Source organism: Bacillus sp. F19, from assembly GCA_023823795.1.
In the GTDB taxonomy this organism is placed as follows: domain Bacteria; phylum Bacillota; class Bacilli; order Bacillales; family Bacillaceae; genus Bacillus_P.
This window is the reverse complement of record CP085710.1, coordinates 179935-195940: the sequence shown is the minus strand read 5'-3', so window position 1 is coordinate 195940 and position 16006 is coordinate 179935. Positions and strand designations below refer to the sequence as shown.

Sequence of the window (16006 nt, the reverse complement as noted above, 5' to 3'; positions counted from 1 at the left end):
CCGCCGAACTTTCGATAATCCTCCATCCTCGTCAACTAAGCTATTTTCGGTCCGCTTAGTTCAGGCGCTTTTCATTAATACAACCTCACAATGCCCCTTTCCATTCTAAAATAAAAACACAAAAGTAATCATACTATATTAACCTTCAAATCGTCAATTCAGTACCTAGCAAATGTGCTTAGAAAGATGCACTCTTCAGTATATGTTTTTTTGAAAAGATTGTTCTTGACTGAAATACCCTATTTCATCAGCAACTCAAACATTCCGCAGTCAAGCACTGCCCAGCTGCGTTGAAGATAAAAAGTCAAGAAACAATGAGGTATGGTTATAGTATTCGACTTGTTCCATCAGGTTTATGACTGTGAAATTCAGTTAAATTAAAGCAGGTGAGAATAGAAAAAGGGCCTGTCTTATCGGCAGACCCGCATTTGCTTTATTCCGTACCCATTTCTTCTTTCACTACAGCAACGATGCGCGTAACATACTTCTCACATAATTCTGCTGTTGGAGCTTCTGCCATTACACGTACAAGCGGCTCTGTGCCTGAAGGGCGGACAAGAATGCGTCCGTCTCCATTCATTTCACTCTCTACTTCAGTAATGACCTGCTTCACTTTCATGTTGTCCGTTACCTTATGCTTATCCGTTACCTTCACATTAATAAGCAACTGAGGGAACTTTTTCATTTCAGCTGCAAGCTCGGATAAAGGCTTGCCAGTCACTTTCATGATATTCACTAATTGAATAGCTGTAAGCAGACCATCACCCGTTGTATTATGATCAAGGAAGATAATATGGCCAGATTGCTCGCCGCCAAGATTATAATCTCCTTTTTTCATTTCTTCCACAACATAACGGTCTCCTACAGCCGTTTGTGAACTCTTCATGTTGTTTGCTTCAATTGCTTTATAAAAACCAAGGTTGCTCATGATTGTAGAGACAACTGTTTCTTTCTTCAATCTTCCGTGCTCATTAAGGAATTTTGCACAAATAAACATGATTTGATCGCCATCAACGATTTGACCTTTTTCATCAACAGCAATCAGGCGGTCTCCATCACCGTCAAAAGCAAGCCCGATATCGGCGCCTTTTTCCATAAGGAAACCGGCTAATGCTTTTGGGTGTGTAGAACCTACACCATCATTAATATTCAATCCATTTGGAGTTGTGCCCATAGTTGAAACATCGGCATCAAGATCTGCAAACAAGTGCGTTGCAAGAGAAGACGTAGCACCATGTGCACAGTCAAGTGCAACGTGGATGGCTGTGAAATCTTCGTCTACTGTTTGTTTCAGGAATTGAAGATATTTCTGACCGCCTTCGAAATAGTCATTAACTTGTCCCAGATCAGCGCCAACAGGTCTTGGCAGTGTGTCTTCTTCCTGATCCATTAAACCTTCTATTTCAAATTCCTGCTCATCTGACAATTTAAAACCGTCAGGACCAAAGAATTTAATTCCGTTATCTTGAACAGGATTATGTGAGGCAGAAATCATAACACCCGCTTGTGCTCCAAGAGCCTTTGTTAAATATGAAACACCAGGTGTTGAAATAACTCCTAAACGCATCACCTCAGCACCGATAGAGAGCAGTCCTGCAACTAGCGCACCTTCTAGCATATGACCTGAAATACGTGTATCTCTTCCGATTAACACTTTTGGACGGTTCGCATTTTTTGTTAAAACGTAACCTCCAAAACGACCGATTTTAAACGCTAATTCAGGTGTTAATTCACTATTTGCAACGCCTCTTACTCCATCTGTTCCAAAATACTTTCCCATTCTTTTATCGCTCCTTTAGACAGTTTCAATCATCATGATTGTTTAGAAGAAATTTTTACTTTTACTTCATCTACAGGAAGGGTCCATTTAATACCCTGCGGCCCATTCACTTCTACCTTAACATCATGCTCTCCGTCCGACAGATCTGTCACATTAACAAATAATTCAAGATCAGACGGCTTAATATTTTTCAATACACTAGGTGCTCCTACAACGCTTAAATCGAGCTCTTCGGATTCCGGATCAAGGAACTGTATAATCTTCCCTTCCCCTAAACCCCGGATATTAACAGGCAGATTCTCAAGTACTTTTTCTTCTTCTTTTTCAACGTCAACTTTAATTTGGATTTTTTCGGGACTTACTTTTGTCACTCCGTCAGGTACAGGAATATCTACATCAAGAACGGTATCATCTTTGATTTTGCTTAAATCTACAGTTACACCATTTATAAATTCAAGCGGATTAATCACATCCAGCGGTCCGTATATGGTCACTTCATTCGGCACTGCTTCAATGTTTGAGATGCTTAATCCTTCTCCAAGCTCGCCTTCATTCATAAGTTTAAAAGGAAGCTTTTTGCTTGGACTTGTAATCGGCACTGTCACATCAACAACCGAAGGGTAGACCTCTAAAGGCAGGATGTTTCCGTCGCCGTCATATACCGTGACCTTTGATTCTTGCTCAATGGTTTCATTAGCATTTTGCAGATTCACCCTCGACTTGATCAGAGCAATGTTGTCAATAAGAGTTTTAGATCCGGTTACTCTAACAACACTCGGTTTAACAATTGGATCCTGTGCGGTATAACCAGTTTCAATCTGGTCTTTATTTATAAAATCCACTTGTACCGGAAAATCCCGGGTAACTTTCTCCTCCACATTTACAGTGATAATGGAAGGGTTCAATTTCACTTCAAGATTATCCGGTATATTCTTATGCTTTAATTGAACCCGGTGTGAGCCGATGGACAGATCCGAGAGCTCAGCATAAATTTCAAAATCTTTAAGCTGCTTTGCCTTTAATAATGAATTAGTTGGCCCGCTTAGCGTAACAGCTACCGTTTCAGGCACTCCTGTCACAATAACATCTTCTTGATCCAAATACGTTTTCACTTCAACATCGGGAATTGTTTCTGTGTCTTTTGCAGGCGCAGATGGAAATACGGATGTTACTGGCCCCGGCTGTTTTTTCGGAGCCGGCGTTTCGATATTAACAGATACATAAAGAATGAGCGCCATTAACAGTGCAATTATTCTCATTACCCAATGATTATTAATCATCTTATCCATTTTTCTTCCCCCTCCACTGCCATAGGTTTGAGGAAGTGACCTTTGCCTGCTTTCCAAATTCGGAAACCAAGATTTCACTTAAAGCTTCAACGGTTAGATTTCTGTGAAGCTCTCCGTTTCTGGTCACAGAAATACTGCCCGTTTCTTCAGAAACGACTATCGTAATGCTATCGGTTACTTCACTGATCCCAACTGCTGCCCGGTGCCTTGTCCCTAATTCTTTTGAAATAAAAGGACTTTCGGAAAGAGGCAGATAACATGCTGCCGCAGCAATCTGATTCTTCTGGAGAATAACAGCTCCATCGTGAAGCGGAGTATTCGGGATAAAGATATTAATTAAAAGCTCAGAAGAGAGAGCTGAATGAAGCGGTATGCCCGTTTCTATGTAATCACTCATCCCTGTTTCTTTTTCAATCGTAACTAAAGCGCCAATTCTTCGTTTTGCCATATAATCTGTCGCTTTTATGATGGCATCGATTATTTTTTGTTGTTCTTCCTCCTCTGGAGCTCCGCTTCTTGAGAATAATTTTCCTCTGCCCAGTTGCTCTAGCGCCCTTCGCAGCTCAGGCTGGAAAATAATAATGATCGCAAGAAAACCCCATGTTAATGCTTGGTCCATGAGCCATTGCAAGGTCTGCAGCCCTAAGTACTGGCTGAGTGTACGAACGAGAATAATAACGATAATGCCTTTCAGCAGCTGAACGGCCTTCGTTCCCCGTATCACCATAATCAACTTATATATAACGAACCAAACCAGGAGAATATCAACGGCGATGCCGAGGTAATGCAGTAGTGGAAATTCCTCAAGTGCCATATTCTCTTCCTCCATCAGTTTTAGTCATTTGCATAGGACTATAACTACGATATTATACCATATATTCTGCAATTAAACCGGATTGTACTCACATAAGCAAATCGCATGCCGGCAGATAAGACTTCGGCAAAAAATACCGGATTATCTTTTTAGCCAGAGTCTCACGCATGGTACAGCACAAAAGAGGCCCCTTATACAAAAGGTGACCTTTACTTAAATATGGCGACAACCTCTTTGGAAAGAGATTTCATTTGATACCAAATCCACTCAAAAGCCTCATTGATCTCTTCAACATCACCTGTCACCTGTCCGGCAGAAGCCATATACTTCTCTCCGTTAATTACCGTGACGTTTCCTTCAACTTTGCCTTCAATATTGATAGTTCCGCCTTTAACCGTTACATCTCCCTCAACAGTCTCACCTTCAGGAACGGTAACCGTATTATTCTCAACAACCAAATTAGGCTGCTTTGAAACACTGAAATCTGAATCAGTTGACCAGGAAGAAAATAAACTGCCTGTCATCAATAACACGAAAAGAGAAGCAGCAGCCAACAATGGATGACCCTTCAGCCATCTGTTGACACCAACCGTTTTCTTTTCTTTGGGCAGACGCTCCATGATGGCTTGAGTAAAATCCATCGGAGCCTCAATATGAGATGTACTCTGCACCAGGGCGATTGACTTCTCAAGCTCATGCAGGTGCTGCGTGCAGTCCGCGCATGACTGAAGGTGCTCTTTCAAGATTCGCTCATCTTGCTGCTTTATATCATGATCCAAATATTGATGGATCCATTCTTTCATTTGTTCTGAACACTTCAACCTTATCACCTCAAATCATAAATGCCTTAATTGCTTCCTCAGCGCTTCTCGTCCTCTGTGAATTCTTGTTTTCACCGTACCGATCGGCATATCTAGAATTTCACTGATTTCAATTAAAGAAAGCTCATCAATATACTTTAATACGATGACAGTACGATATTTATCGGGGAGCTTTAAAATTTCTTTTTGAATCATTTGCTGAAGCTCCATTGTTTCCACTTGATCCTCTGGCAGAACTACATCAGCTGCTACTTGAGAATACATCGTTAACCCTTCCGTTCCTGTCACTTCGGCATCAAGGTAATAATCCGGTTTTTTCTTTCTGATTCGATCAATCGTTAAATTTGTCGCAATGCGATACAGCCACGTAGAGAACTTCTTATCCATGTCATAGCTGTTAATATTCACATAAGCCCGGATAAACGCTTCCTGGGCTATATCCTCCGCCTCATGGGAGTTCCCGAGCATGCGGTAGCAAAGCTGATAAATTTTGTCTTTATATATATCTACGATTTCGGCAAAAGCATTCTGGTCGCCCTTTTTAACTTGTTTAATCCTATTTTTTACGATCGTCTCCATGATACCCCTTACCCCCGCGCAAGTGCGGGTTCCCCTTATTACGCATAAGCCGCATAAAAGGTTTCATTTTTTTCGCATAAAAATATTTTAACAAATTTTAGGTTGTCTGTAGATGGCTTTTTAACATGTTTACCTTAAATTTTTCTTAAAAAAAAGACACAGTTTATAAACTGTGTCTTTTTTAAAAAATTAAAGGAGTTTTTCGCCGAATAAAGAACCCATCAGAGCTACTGCTACTGTAGCTGTTTTGTTCTTTTCATCTAAAATAGGATTTACTTCAACAAACTCAGCAGAAGTGATGATATCTGCTTCTGCAAGCATCTCCATCGCTAAATGGCTTTCTCTGTAGCTGATGCCTCCGATAACCGGTGTGCCGACTCCTGGCGCATCGTGCGGATCAAGTCCATCTAAATCGAGGGACAAGTGGACACCGTCAGTACGCTCTTTCAAATATTGAATGGTTTCCTCCATTACCTTAGTCATGCCAAGACGGTCAATCTCATGCATTGTATATACTTTAATGCCTTTCTCCTTAATTAATTCCTTTTCACCCTCATCAAGGGAACGGGCACCGATAATCACAATATTTTCCGGCTTCACTTTAGGAGTGTAGCCTCCAATTCTCGTTAACGTCTCATCGCCGATGCCGATACTTACAGCAAGCGGCATCCCATGAATATTGCCTGACGGTGAAGTGTCGCCTGTGTTGAGATCTCCATGTGCATCATACCAGATTACACCAAGTTCTTTATAATGCTTTGAAACTCCTGCGAGTGTTCCGATGGCAATACTGTGGTCTCCGCCAAGCACCAGTGGAAACGAACCAGATTGAATCACTTCGTCAACTTGTTCAGAAAGCTTTAAATTGCCTTCTGACACCGCTTTCAAATTTCTTAAATTATTTAACGAAGAGCTATCCTCTTCACGGTTTGGACGTCCAATTTTAATATCACCTTTATCTTCAATCTCATATTGCAGCCACTCAAGTCGTTCTACAACCCCTGCGTATCTGATAGCACTAGGCCCCATGTCGACACCGCGGCGCATTTGTCCTAAATCCATTGGTACCCCGATAATTGATATTCTTTCTTTCATGTAAATCATCCCCCTTAGTAAGAAACTCTGTCTCTATTGTACTGATAAAAAGGGTCATGACTCAACTCGACAAAATCGTGTATATATATACAGAGTTTTCTGTAAAATAATTGGCAAAATATTAGAAAATATGTAATAAGATGATGCGGAGTCAGCATTTCCTGGTCATTTGACCATTTCAGGATTTCTACTTTCCCTTTATGACCGATCTGAAATGAACATCAATTTGGATCCAGCGGCTTTTAATTAACGAAAGACGATAACCAACTCGAGCGAATTAGTGTTCAAAAATGGGGTTTCGGCTCGCAAAATTCATGATTCAATGAAAAAAGTATATAAAATTGCCTGTTACTAGCTGCCGTTGGCCATTATGAATCAAAGCTGCTGCTAATTAAGAAAGAGGTTACGCTGTGTATGGAACTTCATATTTAGAACCGCCCTCCAACTAGCAAAAATCGGCTTTCAATTAGTAAAACCTTATTTCTGACTCGCAAAAATCATGGTTTAACTTGCGGAAATTGATCTCCAACTCGCAAGCCTCATATTCAACAAGAAAACTGTTATAACATAAAGGATAAGATATAGAATTCATATATATTGATACGAACGTTTATGAAGCACGTATCTATATGAAATTTTTTAATCATTATTCCTAAACAAAAAACCGTTAGACATCAAAGTCTAACGGTTTTTACAGGGTACTTATGATGGAGCCTAGCGGGATCGAACCGCTGACCTCCTGCGTGCAAGGCAGGCGCTCTCCCAGCTGAGCTAAGGCCCCGATATAAAAAAGAAGTTCTGGAGCGGAAGACGGGATTCGAACCCGCGACCCCCACCTTGGCAAGGTGGTGTTCTACCACTGAACTACTTCCGCAAAAATGGTGTGCCATGAAGGACTCGAACCTTCGACCCTCTGATTAAAAGTCAGATGCTCTACCGACTGAGCTAATGGCACTTAATAAGAAAACACTCTTCAGTTTTGCAAGACACCCAAATCTCAGAAAGATTATTCAAGGAGCGGCTCGATTTGTGTGCTGAAGCTAAGCTTCGATGATTACTCGGTCGTGCTCTGCCGACTGAGATAATGGCACAAAAAATGGCTGGGCTAGCTGGATTCGAACCAGCGCATGACGGAGTCAAAGTCCGTTGCCTTACCGCTTGGCTATAGCCCATCAATTATGTATGTATTCTATAAAATTCTAATTGACCGTAAAAAGGTTTATGTTAACTAAACATATTATTTACAGTCTAGACAAGAACTATTCAGTTAAGTTTGTCTAAATAAAGTGGTGGAGGGGGACGGATTCGAACCGCCGAACCCGGAGGGAGCGGATTTACAGTCCGCCGCGTTTAGCCACTTCGCTACCCCTCCACACATAAGTGGTGCCGGCAAGAGGACTTGAACCCCCAACCTACTGATTACAAGTCAGTTGCTCTACCAATTGAGCTACACCGGCATATTAAGTGAGAAATACAATACTGTTTATTCGCTTTTTAAAGTCGTCTGCTGCAATGTCTTAATGGTGGAGGATGACGGGCTCGAACCGCCGACCCTCTGCTTGTAAGGCAGATGCTCTCCCAGCTGAGCTAATCCTCCGCATAAAAGATTGTTTGATATTTCACATAGTAAGACTTACGTTTGAATGGTGACCCGTACGGGATTCGAACCCGTGTTACCGCCGTGAAAGGGCGGTGTCTTAACCGCTTGACCAACGGGCCGTTTTATTAGTTTAATGTAAGCTCCCAACCGGGCTTGAACCGATGACCTCTTCCTTACCATGGAAGTGCTCTACCGACTGAGCTATGGAAGCAAGGCTCCGCAGGTAGGACTCGAACCTACGACCGATCGGTTAACAGCCGATAGCTCTACCACTGAGCTACTGCGGAATAATATTTTCACCAGCCTGGCAACGTCCTACTCTCACAGGGGGAAACCCCCAACTACCATCGGCGCTAAAGAGCTTAACTTCCGTGTTCGGCATGGGAACGGGTGTGACCTCTTTGCCATCATCACCAGACATAGTGACAAAAATTATTATACTATGAAATCAAAAAATTTCAAGCTTTTTTTTGAAAGAAGTTATTCTTTCAAAACTAGATAACGTTTGATAACAAGATTCACTTAGGTTTTACACTTTATTAGACTGTGGTTAAGTCCTCGAACGATTAGTATCTGTCAGCTCCACACGTCACCGCGCTTCCACCTCAGACCTATCAACCTGATCATCTTTCAGGGTTCTTACTCACTAATGTGATGGGAAATCTCATCTTGAGGGGGGCTTCATGCTTAGATGCTTTCAGCACTTATCCCTTCCGCACATAGCTACCCAGCGATGCCTTTGGCAAGACAACTGGTACACCAGCGGTGCGTCCATCCCGGTCCTCTCGTACTAAGGACAGCTCCTCTCAAATTTCCTGCGCCCACGACGGATAGGGACCGAACTGTCTCACGACGTTCTGAACCCAGCTCGCGTACCGCTTTAATGGGCGAACAGCCCAACCCTTGGGACCGACTACAGCCCCAGGATGCGATGAGCCGACATCGAGGTGCCAAACCTCCCCGTCGATGTGGACTCTTGGGGGAGATAAGCCTGTTATCCCCGGGGTAGCTTTTATCCGTTGAGCGATGGCCCTTCCATGCGGAACCACCGGATCACTAAGCCCGACTTTCGTCCCTGCTCGACTTGTAGGTCTCGCAGTCAAGCTCCCTTGTGCCTTTACACTCTGCGAATGATTTCCAACCATTCTGAGGGAACCTTTGGGCGCCTCCGTTACATTTTAGGAGGCGACCGCCCCAGTCAAACTGCCCACCTGACACTGTCTCCCAGCCCGATCAGGGCTGTGGGTTAGAATTTCAATACAGCAAGGGTAGTATCCCACCAATGCCTCCACCGAAGCTGGCGCTCCGGCTTCCAAGGCTCCTACCTATCCTGTACAAGCTGTACCAAAATTCAATATCAGGCTACAGTAAAGCTCCACGGGGTCTTTCCGTCCTGTCGCGGGTAACCTGCATCTTCACAGGTACTATAATTTCACCGAGTCTCTCGTTGAGACAGTGCCCAGATCGTTACGCCTTTCGTGCGGGTCGGAACTTACCCGACAAGGAATTTCGCTACCTTAGGACCGTTATAGTTACGGCCGCCGTTTACTGGGGCTTCAATTCAAAGCTTCGCTTGCGCTAACCTCTCCTCTTAACCTTCCAGCACCGGGCAGGCGTCAGCCCCTATACTTCGCCTTGCGGCTTCGCAGAGACCTGTGTTTTTGCTAAACAGTCGCCTGGGCCTATTCACTGCGGCTTTTCAGGGCTATGAACCCTAAAAAGCACCCCTTCTCCCGAAGTTACGGGGTCATTTTGCCGAGTTCCTTAACGAGAGTTCTCTCGCTCACCTTAGGATTCTCTCCTCGCCTACCTGTGTCGGTTTGCGGTACGGGCACCTCTCACCTCGCTAGAGGCTTTTCTTGGCAGTGTGGAATCAGGAACTTCGGTACTAAATTTCCCTCGCCATCACAGCTCAGCCTTATATGAGAAGCGGATTTGCCTACTTCTCAGCCTAACTGCTTGGACGCGCATATCCAACAGCGCGCTTGCCCTATCCTCCTGCGTCCCCCCATTGCTCAAATGGTGAGGAGGTGGTACAGGAATATCAACCTGTTGTCCATCGCCTACGCCTTTCGGCCTCGGCTTAGGTCCCGACTAACCCTGAGCGGACGAGCCTTCCTCAGGAAACCTTAGGCATTCGGTGGAGGGGATTCTCACCCCTCTTTCGCTACTCATACCGGCATTCTCACTTCTAAGCGCTCCACCAGTCCTTACGGTCTAGCTTCAACGCCCTTAGAACGCTCTCCTACCACTGTTCGTAAGAACAGTCCACAGCTTCGGTGATACGTTTAGCCCCGGTACATTTTCGGCGCAGAGTCACTCGACCAGTGAGCTATTACGCACTCTTTAAATGGTGGCTGCTTCTAAGCCAACATCCTGGTTGTCTAAGCAACTCCACATCCTTTTCCACTTAACGTATACTTTGGGACCTTAGCTGGTGGTCTGGGCTGTTTCCCTCTTGACTACGGATCTTATCACTCGCAGTCTGACTCCCAAGGAGCAAGTCTTTGGCATTCGGAGTTTGACTGAATTCGGTAACCCGATGAGGGCCCCTAGTCCAATCAGTGCTCTACCTCCAAGACTCTCATACTTGAGGCTAGCCCTAAAGCTATTTCGGAGAGAACCAGCTATCTCCAGGTTCGATTGGAATTTCTCCGCTACCCACACCTCATCCCCGCACTTTTCAACGTGCGTGGGTTCGGGCCTCCATTCAGTGTTACCTGAACTTCACCCTGGACATGGGTAGATCACCTGGTTTCGGGTCTACGACCACGTACTAAAACGCCCTATTCAGACTCGCTTTCGCTGCGGCTCCGTCTCATCAACTTAACCTTGCACGGGATCGTAACTCGCCGGTTCATTCTACAAAGGCACGCCATCACCCATTAACGGGCTCTGACTACTTGTAAGCACACGGTTTCAGGATCTTTTCACTCCCCTTCCGGGGTGCTTTTCACCTTTCCCTCACGGTACTGGTTCACTATCGGTCACTAGGGAGTATTTAGCCTTGGGAGATGGTCCTCCCTGCTTCCGACGGGATTTCTCGTGTCCCGCCGTACTCAGGATCCACTCTGGAGGGAACGAAGTTTCGACTACAGGGTTATTACCTTCTCTGACGGACCTTTCCAGGTCGCTTCATCTACCCCGTTCCTTTGTAACTCCGTATAGAGTGTCCTACAACCCCAAGAGGCAAGCCTCTTGGTTTGGGCTAATTCCGTTTCGCTCGCCGCTACTTGGGAAATCGCGTTTGCTTTCTCTTCCTCCGGGTACTTAGATGTTTCAGTTCCCCGGGTCTGCCTTCATTATCCTATGTATTCAGATAAAGATACTGTTCCATTACGAACAGTGGGTTTCCCCATTCGGAAATCTCTGGATCAAAGCTTACTTACAGCTCCCCAAAGCATATCGGTGTTAGTCCCGTCCTTCATCGGCTCCTAGTGCCAAGGCATCCACCGTGCGCCCTTCATAACTTAACCTAAATGGTCAATCGCATCATGAGATGCGTTTCGCATTTCGTTGTTTGTTTAGACATAAATGTCTAGAAAATCACTAATTATGGTAAGCGTAAATCTCAGTGAATTACTTGTTATCAATTACGTTATCTAGTTTTCAAAGAACAACCGACAAATCAGATGATTTGTCTTCTATCATAGAGAGAATGATCTCTCAAAACTAAACAAAAACCAAAAGCGTCCTCATATATCCTTAGAAAGGAGGTGATCCAGCCGCACCTTCCGATACGGCTACCTTGTTACGACTTCACCCCAATCATCTACCCCACCTTAGGCGGCTGGCTCCTTGCGGTTACCCCACCGACTTCGGGTGTTGCAAACTCGTGGTGTGACGGGCGGTGTGTACAAGGCCCGGGAACGTATTCACCGCGGCATGCTGATCCGCGATTACTAGCGATTCCAGCTTCATGCAGGCGAGTTGCAGCCTGCAATCCGAACTGAGAATGGTTTTATGGGATTGGCTAAACCTCGCGGTCTCGCAGCCCTTTGTACCATCCATTGTAGCACGTGTGTAGCCCAGGTCATAAGGGGCATGATGATTTGACGTCATCCCCACCTTCCTCCGGTTTGTCACCGGCAGTCACCTTAGAGTGCCCAACTGAATGCTGGCAACTAAGATCAAGGGTTGCGCTCGTTGCGGGACTTAACCCAACATCTCACGACACGAGCTGACGACAACCATGCACCACCTGTCACTTTGTCCCCCGAAGGGGAACCTTCTATCTCTAGAAGTGGCAAAGGATGTCAAGACCTGGTAAGGTTCTTCGCGTTGCTTCGAATTAAACCACATGCTCCACCGCTTGTGCGGGCCCCGTCAATTCCTTTGAGTTTCAGTCTTGCGACCGTACTCCCCAGGCGGAGTGCTTAATGCGTTAGCTGCAGCACTAAAGGGCGGAAACCCTCTAACACTTAGCACTCATCGTTTACGGCGTGGACTACCAGGGTATCTAATCCTGTTCGCTCCCCACGCTTTCGCGCCTCAGCGTCAGTTACAGACCAGAGAGTCGCCTTCGCCACTGGTGTTCCTCCACATCTCTACGCATTTCACCGCTACACGTGGAATTCCACTCTCCTCTTCTGCACTCAAGTTTCCCAGTTTCCAATGACCCTCCCCGGTTGAGCCGGGGGCTTTCACATCAGACTTAAGAAACCGCCTGCGCGCGCTTTACGCCCAATAATTCCGGACAACGCTTGCCACCTACGTATTACCGCGGCTGCTGGCACGTAGTTAGCCGTGGCTTTCTGGTTAGGTACCGTCAAGGTGCGAGCAGTTACTCTCGCACTTGTTCTTCCCTAACAACAGAGTTTTACGATCCGAAAACCTTCATCACTCACGCGGCGTTGCTCCGTCAGACTTTCGTCCATTGCGGAAGATTCCCTACTGCTGCCTCCCGTAGGAGTCTGGGCCGTGTCTCAGTCCCAGTGTGGCCGATCACCCTCTCAGGTCGGCTACGCATCGTTGCCTTGGTGAGCCATTACCTCACCAACTAGCTAATGCGCCGCGGGCCCATCTGTAAGTGACAGCCGAAACCGTCTTTCCAACTTGAACCATGCGGTTCAAGATACTATCCGGTATTAGCTCCGGTTTCCCGGAGTTATCCCAGTCTTACAGGCAGGTTGCCCACGTGTTACTCACCCGTCCGCCGCTAACCTCCGAAGAAGTTCGCTCGACTTGCATGTATTAGGCACGCCGCCAGCGTTCGTCCTGAGCCAGGATCAAACTCTCCGAAGAAAATTTGCGACTCAATTTGTTGCTGACTTCAAAAATTTAAAACGTTTGGTACGCTTTTGGTTTTGTTTAGTTTTCAAAGATCATTTCCGTCATCAGTGGTGACGGCTTATATAATTTAACATGGTCACTATCGCAGTGTCAACAACCTTTTGAAATTATTTTTTCGTTATTTCAAATTCAAATTGTTTCTGAGCGACGAATAATAATATAACATTTATTCTAACCATGGTCAATAGAAATTATTTAATATTTTTATTTAAATGCTGATCGAATTTCCCGCTGATAATTTTGTGCAAATTACTGAGGAGTTCTCTTTTTTCTAAGAGAGATCTTTTTTGAACAAATGTCAGATTCTCATCTATCAGTATATTGCTGATAATTGATAATTCCTGTTCGACCAGCAGTTCCATTTCTTGTGCTTCTTTATCATTAAAAATGAATCCTTTTGACATATGATCCTCCTCTAAGCTGCCTAAGTTTTATCATTATTGCACAACGTGTATTTTTCTAATCATATTATTAACAGCTTGGCATACATATGAGACAAGAACATTGGGACGGGGTTGATGAGGATGAATAATTTTTACGTTTTACATATTAAAAAGATCAAGCAACTTATCATTATTGTAATAGCTGCGCTTTTTACAGCCGGGATCTTATATATAGAAAACGTCATGCAATTCCCTGTTTTCTCAACCGCAGATGGACCTAAAGCTGTTTTCAGGGGTGAGGAGAAGGAAAATAAAGTGTCTTTAACATTTGATATCAGCTGGGGCGACGAAAAGGCAAAGCCCATTCTTGATACATTGAAGAATAACGGCATTTCGAATGCAACCTTCTTCCTCTCTGCAGCATGGGCAGAACGTCATCCTGAAATCGTCAAGCAAATTGTGAAGGACGGACACCAGGTGGGAAGCATGGGATATGCCTATAAAAATTACACTGCTTTGGAGGCTGAGGATATACGCCGGGACATTCTTATGGCACAGGATGTATTTAATGAGCTCGGTCTTAAGGATATTAAACTCCTCAGACCGCCAACAGGCAATTTCAATGAAGAAATTCTTACTATTGCCGAAAGATACGGATATACGGTTGTCCATTACAGTGTTGACTCTGATGATTGGAAAAATCCCGGTGTAGATGCCATTGTTAAGAACGTAAATGACAGCGTTCAAGGCGGAGACATTATCCTGCTGCATGCATCAGACTCCGCTAAGCAAACACAAAAAGCACTTCCCCAAATTGTTGATGGCCTGAAACAAAAAGGATTAAAGAATGTATCAATAGCTGAATTAATTGCTAATGGAAATGCGAAAACAACAGAAGTTAAATAATTAATGCCGAATCATAGAAAAAAGCTAAGCTCACATAGGCTTAGCTTTTTTGACTTGAGATAATTTAGTTAATAACAAAAGCTGATACGCATTGCATATGAGAAGCGGAATGAGCATGAGATACAGCCAGTCTCCTTCATTTACACGGAGAGCAGGGACCCATTCGACAGCTGTAACGACAATCATAAAGAATAAAGCCGGGATGAACGCCATTTTATTGGTTTGCTGCATCTTGATATATGCTACAGCGAGGCCAAAAATGACCAGGAATAATGCGAGAAGGATATATGACAGAATGGATTCGCCTTCTGCCGCGAAAAGCTGGTAGCGGAAATAAATCAAATCAAACAACACAAACAAAATCAGCACGATTTGAATCGCATTCCATAAGGCTGCTGTTCTGAAAATGCCAAGACCAAAGCGGTGGATCGTTAAATACGCAAAAAAGCCCATTTGGCTAATAATACTGAAAATAAAACCTACACCGATCAGCCAAAATAAAATGGAGAGGATTTCAACAAGATCAAAAGATGTGAAGAATTTCTGATACTCTCCCCACTTTAATGTAAAACCGACGATGCTTGTACTAATGCCCCCGACAAGCAGAGTCGTCAAAAACAAACGGACCCAATTTCTACTGTTCAATGCAGTTTCCCCCAATATGTAATCTACTCATGAAATTTTACCAATGTCTTTCTAAAAAAGCCATTTTATTTACCAGTATAAAAAGCTTTAGATAATTCATATTAAAAATAGGCAACTTGAAAATGAAAGGAGCTTTGCACAGATGAAAAAGCGAAGGTTGCTCTCATTATTTACACTAATAGCCATCTGTTCCTTCCTCGCGAGCTGTTCTCCAAAAGACCAGCCCGCAGGACAACTGGATTATGAAGAAACAAAAAAGATGGTTGTTGATATATTAAAGACTGATGATGGAAAAAAAGCGATCCAGGAAATTTTGAAAAATGATGACATGAAGCAAAATTTGATCATGGATCAAAAAGTTGTCTCAGATACCATTTCTAAAACACTGACATCTGAAAAAGGAGCGGAATTCTGGAAAAAAACATTTGAAGATCCAAAGTTCAGTGAAAGCTTCGCCAAAAGCCTGCAGACGGAGCATGAAAAAGTAATCAAGGGCTTAATGAAAGACCCGGAGTATCAAGAAATGCTTATTGGAGTCCTTCAAAATCCCGAAATGGAAAAACAAACGGTAAAGGTGCTTCAAAGTCAAGAATTCCGCAAGCATCTACAGCAAGTGATTACAGAAACCATTAATAGCCCGCTTTTTAAAGCAAAAATGGAAGAAACCCTTCTAAAAGCTGCTAAAGAAATGAATCAGCAAGGCGGCGGACAAGGCAGCTCAGGCGGCACTCAAAGCGGCGGACAAGGCAGCTCAGGCGGTCAAGGTGAAACTGGGCAAGGCGGTCAATAATTCCCATAAATC

General features: G+C 44.2%; 10 protein-coding genes, 10 tRNA genes and 3 rRNA genes. 2 read left to right on the top strand and 21 right to left on the bottom strand.

All coding sequences use genetic code 11. The annotated features are described in order from the left end of the window. Positions 1 to 433: 433 nt before the first annotated feature. From glmM to LIT25_01055, 20 genes are all read right to left on the bottom strand, one after another. Positions 434 to 1780: a phosphoglucosamine mutase gene (gene glmM / locus LIT25_01150; GenBank protein ID USK34081.1), complete on the bottom strand. Its 1347-nt coding sequence runs from the start codon at positions 1778 to 1780 to the stop codon at positions 434 to 436. 32 nt (positions 1781 to 1812) lie between these two features. Further along, the gene (locus tag LIT25_01145) at positions 1813 to 3069 is read right to left on the bottom strand and encodes a YbbR-like domain-containing protein (protein ID USK34080.1); all 1257 of its coding nucleotides are present in this window, start codon (positions 3067 to 3069) and stop codon (positions 1813 to 1815) included. After that, positions 3062 to 3883 (bottom strand): diadenylate cyclase CdaA, encoded by an 822-nt coding sequence (cdaA, locus tag LIT25_01140; GenBank protein USK34079.1) that lies wholly within the window; start codon positions 3881 to 3883, stop codon positions 3062 to 3064. The genes LIT25_01145 and cdaA overlap by 8 nt, the downstream gene beginning before the upstream one ends. Before the next feature lie 209 nt (positions 3884 to 4092). Continuing rightward, positions 4093 to 4704, bottom strand: a complete 612-nt coding sequence (gene rsiW, locus LIT25_01135) for an anti-sigma-W factor RsiW (protein ID USK34078.1) — start codon at positions 4702 to 4704, stop codon at positions 4093 to 4095. 15 nt (positions 4705 to 4719) lie between these two features. Beyond that, positions 4720 to 5283 carry an RNA polymerase sigma factor SigW gene (sigW, locus tag LIT25_01130; protein USK34077.1) on the bottom strand — a complete coding sequence of 188 codons (564 nt, stop codon included), beginning with the start codon at positions 5281 to 5283 and terminating at the stop codon, positions 4720 to 4722. Between the two features lie 189 nt (positions 5284 to 5472). Then, positions 5473 to 6378 (bottom strand): arginase, encoded by a 906-nt coding sequence (gene rocF / locus LIT25_01125; protein ID USK34076.1) that lies wholly within the window; start codon positions 6376 to 6378, stop codon positions 5473 to 5475. A gap of 708 nt (positions 6379 to 7086) precedes the next feature. Beyond that, positions 7087 to 7159 (bottom strand) — tRNA-Ala (locus tag LIT25_01120). 18 nt (positions 7160 to 7177) lie between these two features. Then, positions 7178 to 7252 (bottom strand) — tRNA-Gly (locus LIT25_01115). 5 nt (positions 7253 to 7257) lie between these two features. Continuing rightward, positions 7258 to 7333, bottom strand: a tRNA-Lys gene (locus tag LIT25_01110). 142 nt (positions 7334 to 7475) lie between these two features. Then, positions 7476 to 7550: transfer RNA gene (locus LIT25_01105), tRNA-Gln, on the bottom strand. Between the two features lie 115 nt (positions 7551 to 7665). Continuing rightward, a tRNA-Tyr gene (locus LIT25_01100) sits at positions 7666 to 7750 on the bottom strand. Between the two features lie 9 nt (positions 7751 to 7759). Then, positions 7760 to 7835, bottom strand: a tRNA-Thr gene (locus LIT25_01095). Between the two features lie 64 nt (positions 7836 to 7899). After that, a tRNA-Val gene (locus tag LIT25_01090) sits at positions 7900 to 7975 on the bottom strand. Positions 7976 to 8022: 47 nt separating this feature from the next. Further along, positions 8023 to 8097, bottom strand: a tRNA-Glu gene (locus LIT25_01085). Positions 8098 to 8116: 19 nt separating this feature from the next. Continuing rightward, positions 8117 to 8189: transfer RNA gene (locus LIT25_01080), tRNA-Thr, on the bottom strand. Positions 8190 to 8193: 4 nt separating this feature from the next. Next, positions 8194 to 8265, bottom strand: a tRNA-Asn gene (locus LIT25_01075). 15 nt (positions 8266 to 8280) lie between these two features. Further along, positions 8281 to 8396: ribosomal RNA gene (gene rrf, locus LIT25_01070) — 5S ribosomal RNA — on the bottom strand. Between the two features lie 128 nt (positions 8397 to 8524). Beyond that, positions 8525 to 11454: ribosomal RNA gene (locus LIT25_01065) — 23S ribosomal RNA — on the bottom strand. Between the two features lie 233 nt (positions 11455 to 11687). After that, positions 11688 to 13222, bottom strand: a 16S ribosomal RNA gene (locus tag LIT25_01060). The 16S, 23S and 5S rRNA genes sit together here with 10 tRNA genes alongside, the layout of an rRNA operon. 239 nt (positions 13223 to 13461) lie before the next feature. Beyond that, on the bottom strand, positions 13462 to 13674 hold the full coding sequence (locus tag LIT25_01055) for a hypothetical protein (GenBank protein USK34075.1): 213 nt from the start codon (positions 13672 to 13674) through the stop codon (positions 13462 to 13464). A gap of 120 nt (positions 13675 to 13794) precedes the next feature. Between LIT25_01055 and pdaB the strand changes: the two genes are divergently transcribed. Further along, positions 13795 to 14559, top strand: a complete 765-nt coding sequence (pdaB, locus tag LIT25_01050) for a polysaccharide deacetylase family sporulation protein PdaB (GenBank protein USK34074.1) — start codon at positions 13795 to 13797, stop codon at positions 14557 to 14559. A 30-nt stretch (positions 14560 to 14589) separates the two neighbouring features. Here pdaB and LIT25_01045 read toward each other — a convergent pair whose 3' ends face one another. Next, a complete protein-coding gene (locus tag LIT25_01045) occupies positions 14590 to 15204 on the bottom strand; it encodes a KinB-signaling pathway activation protein (protein ID USK34073.1) in 615 nt (204 codons plus the stop codon). A gap of 142 nt (positions 15205 to 15346) precedes the next feature. Between LIT25_01045 and LIT25_01040 the strand changes: the two genes are divergently transcribed. Then, entirely contained in the window at positions 15347 to 15994 is a 648-nt protein-coding gene (locus tag LIT25_01040; GenBank protein USK34072.1) for a spore gernimation protein GerD, read from the top strand. Positions 15995 to 16006 lie beyond the last annotated feature (12 nt).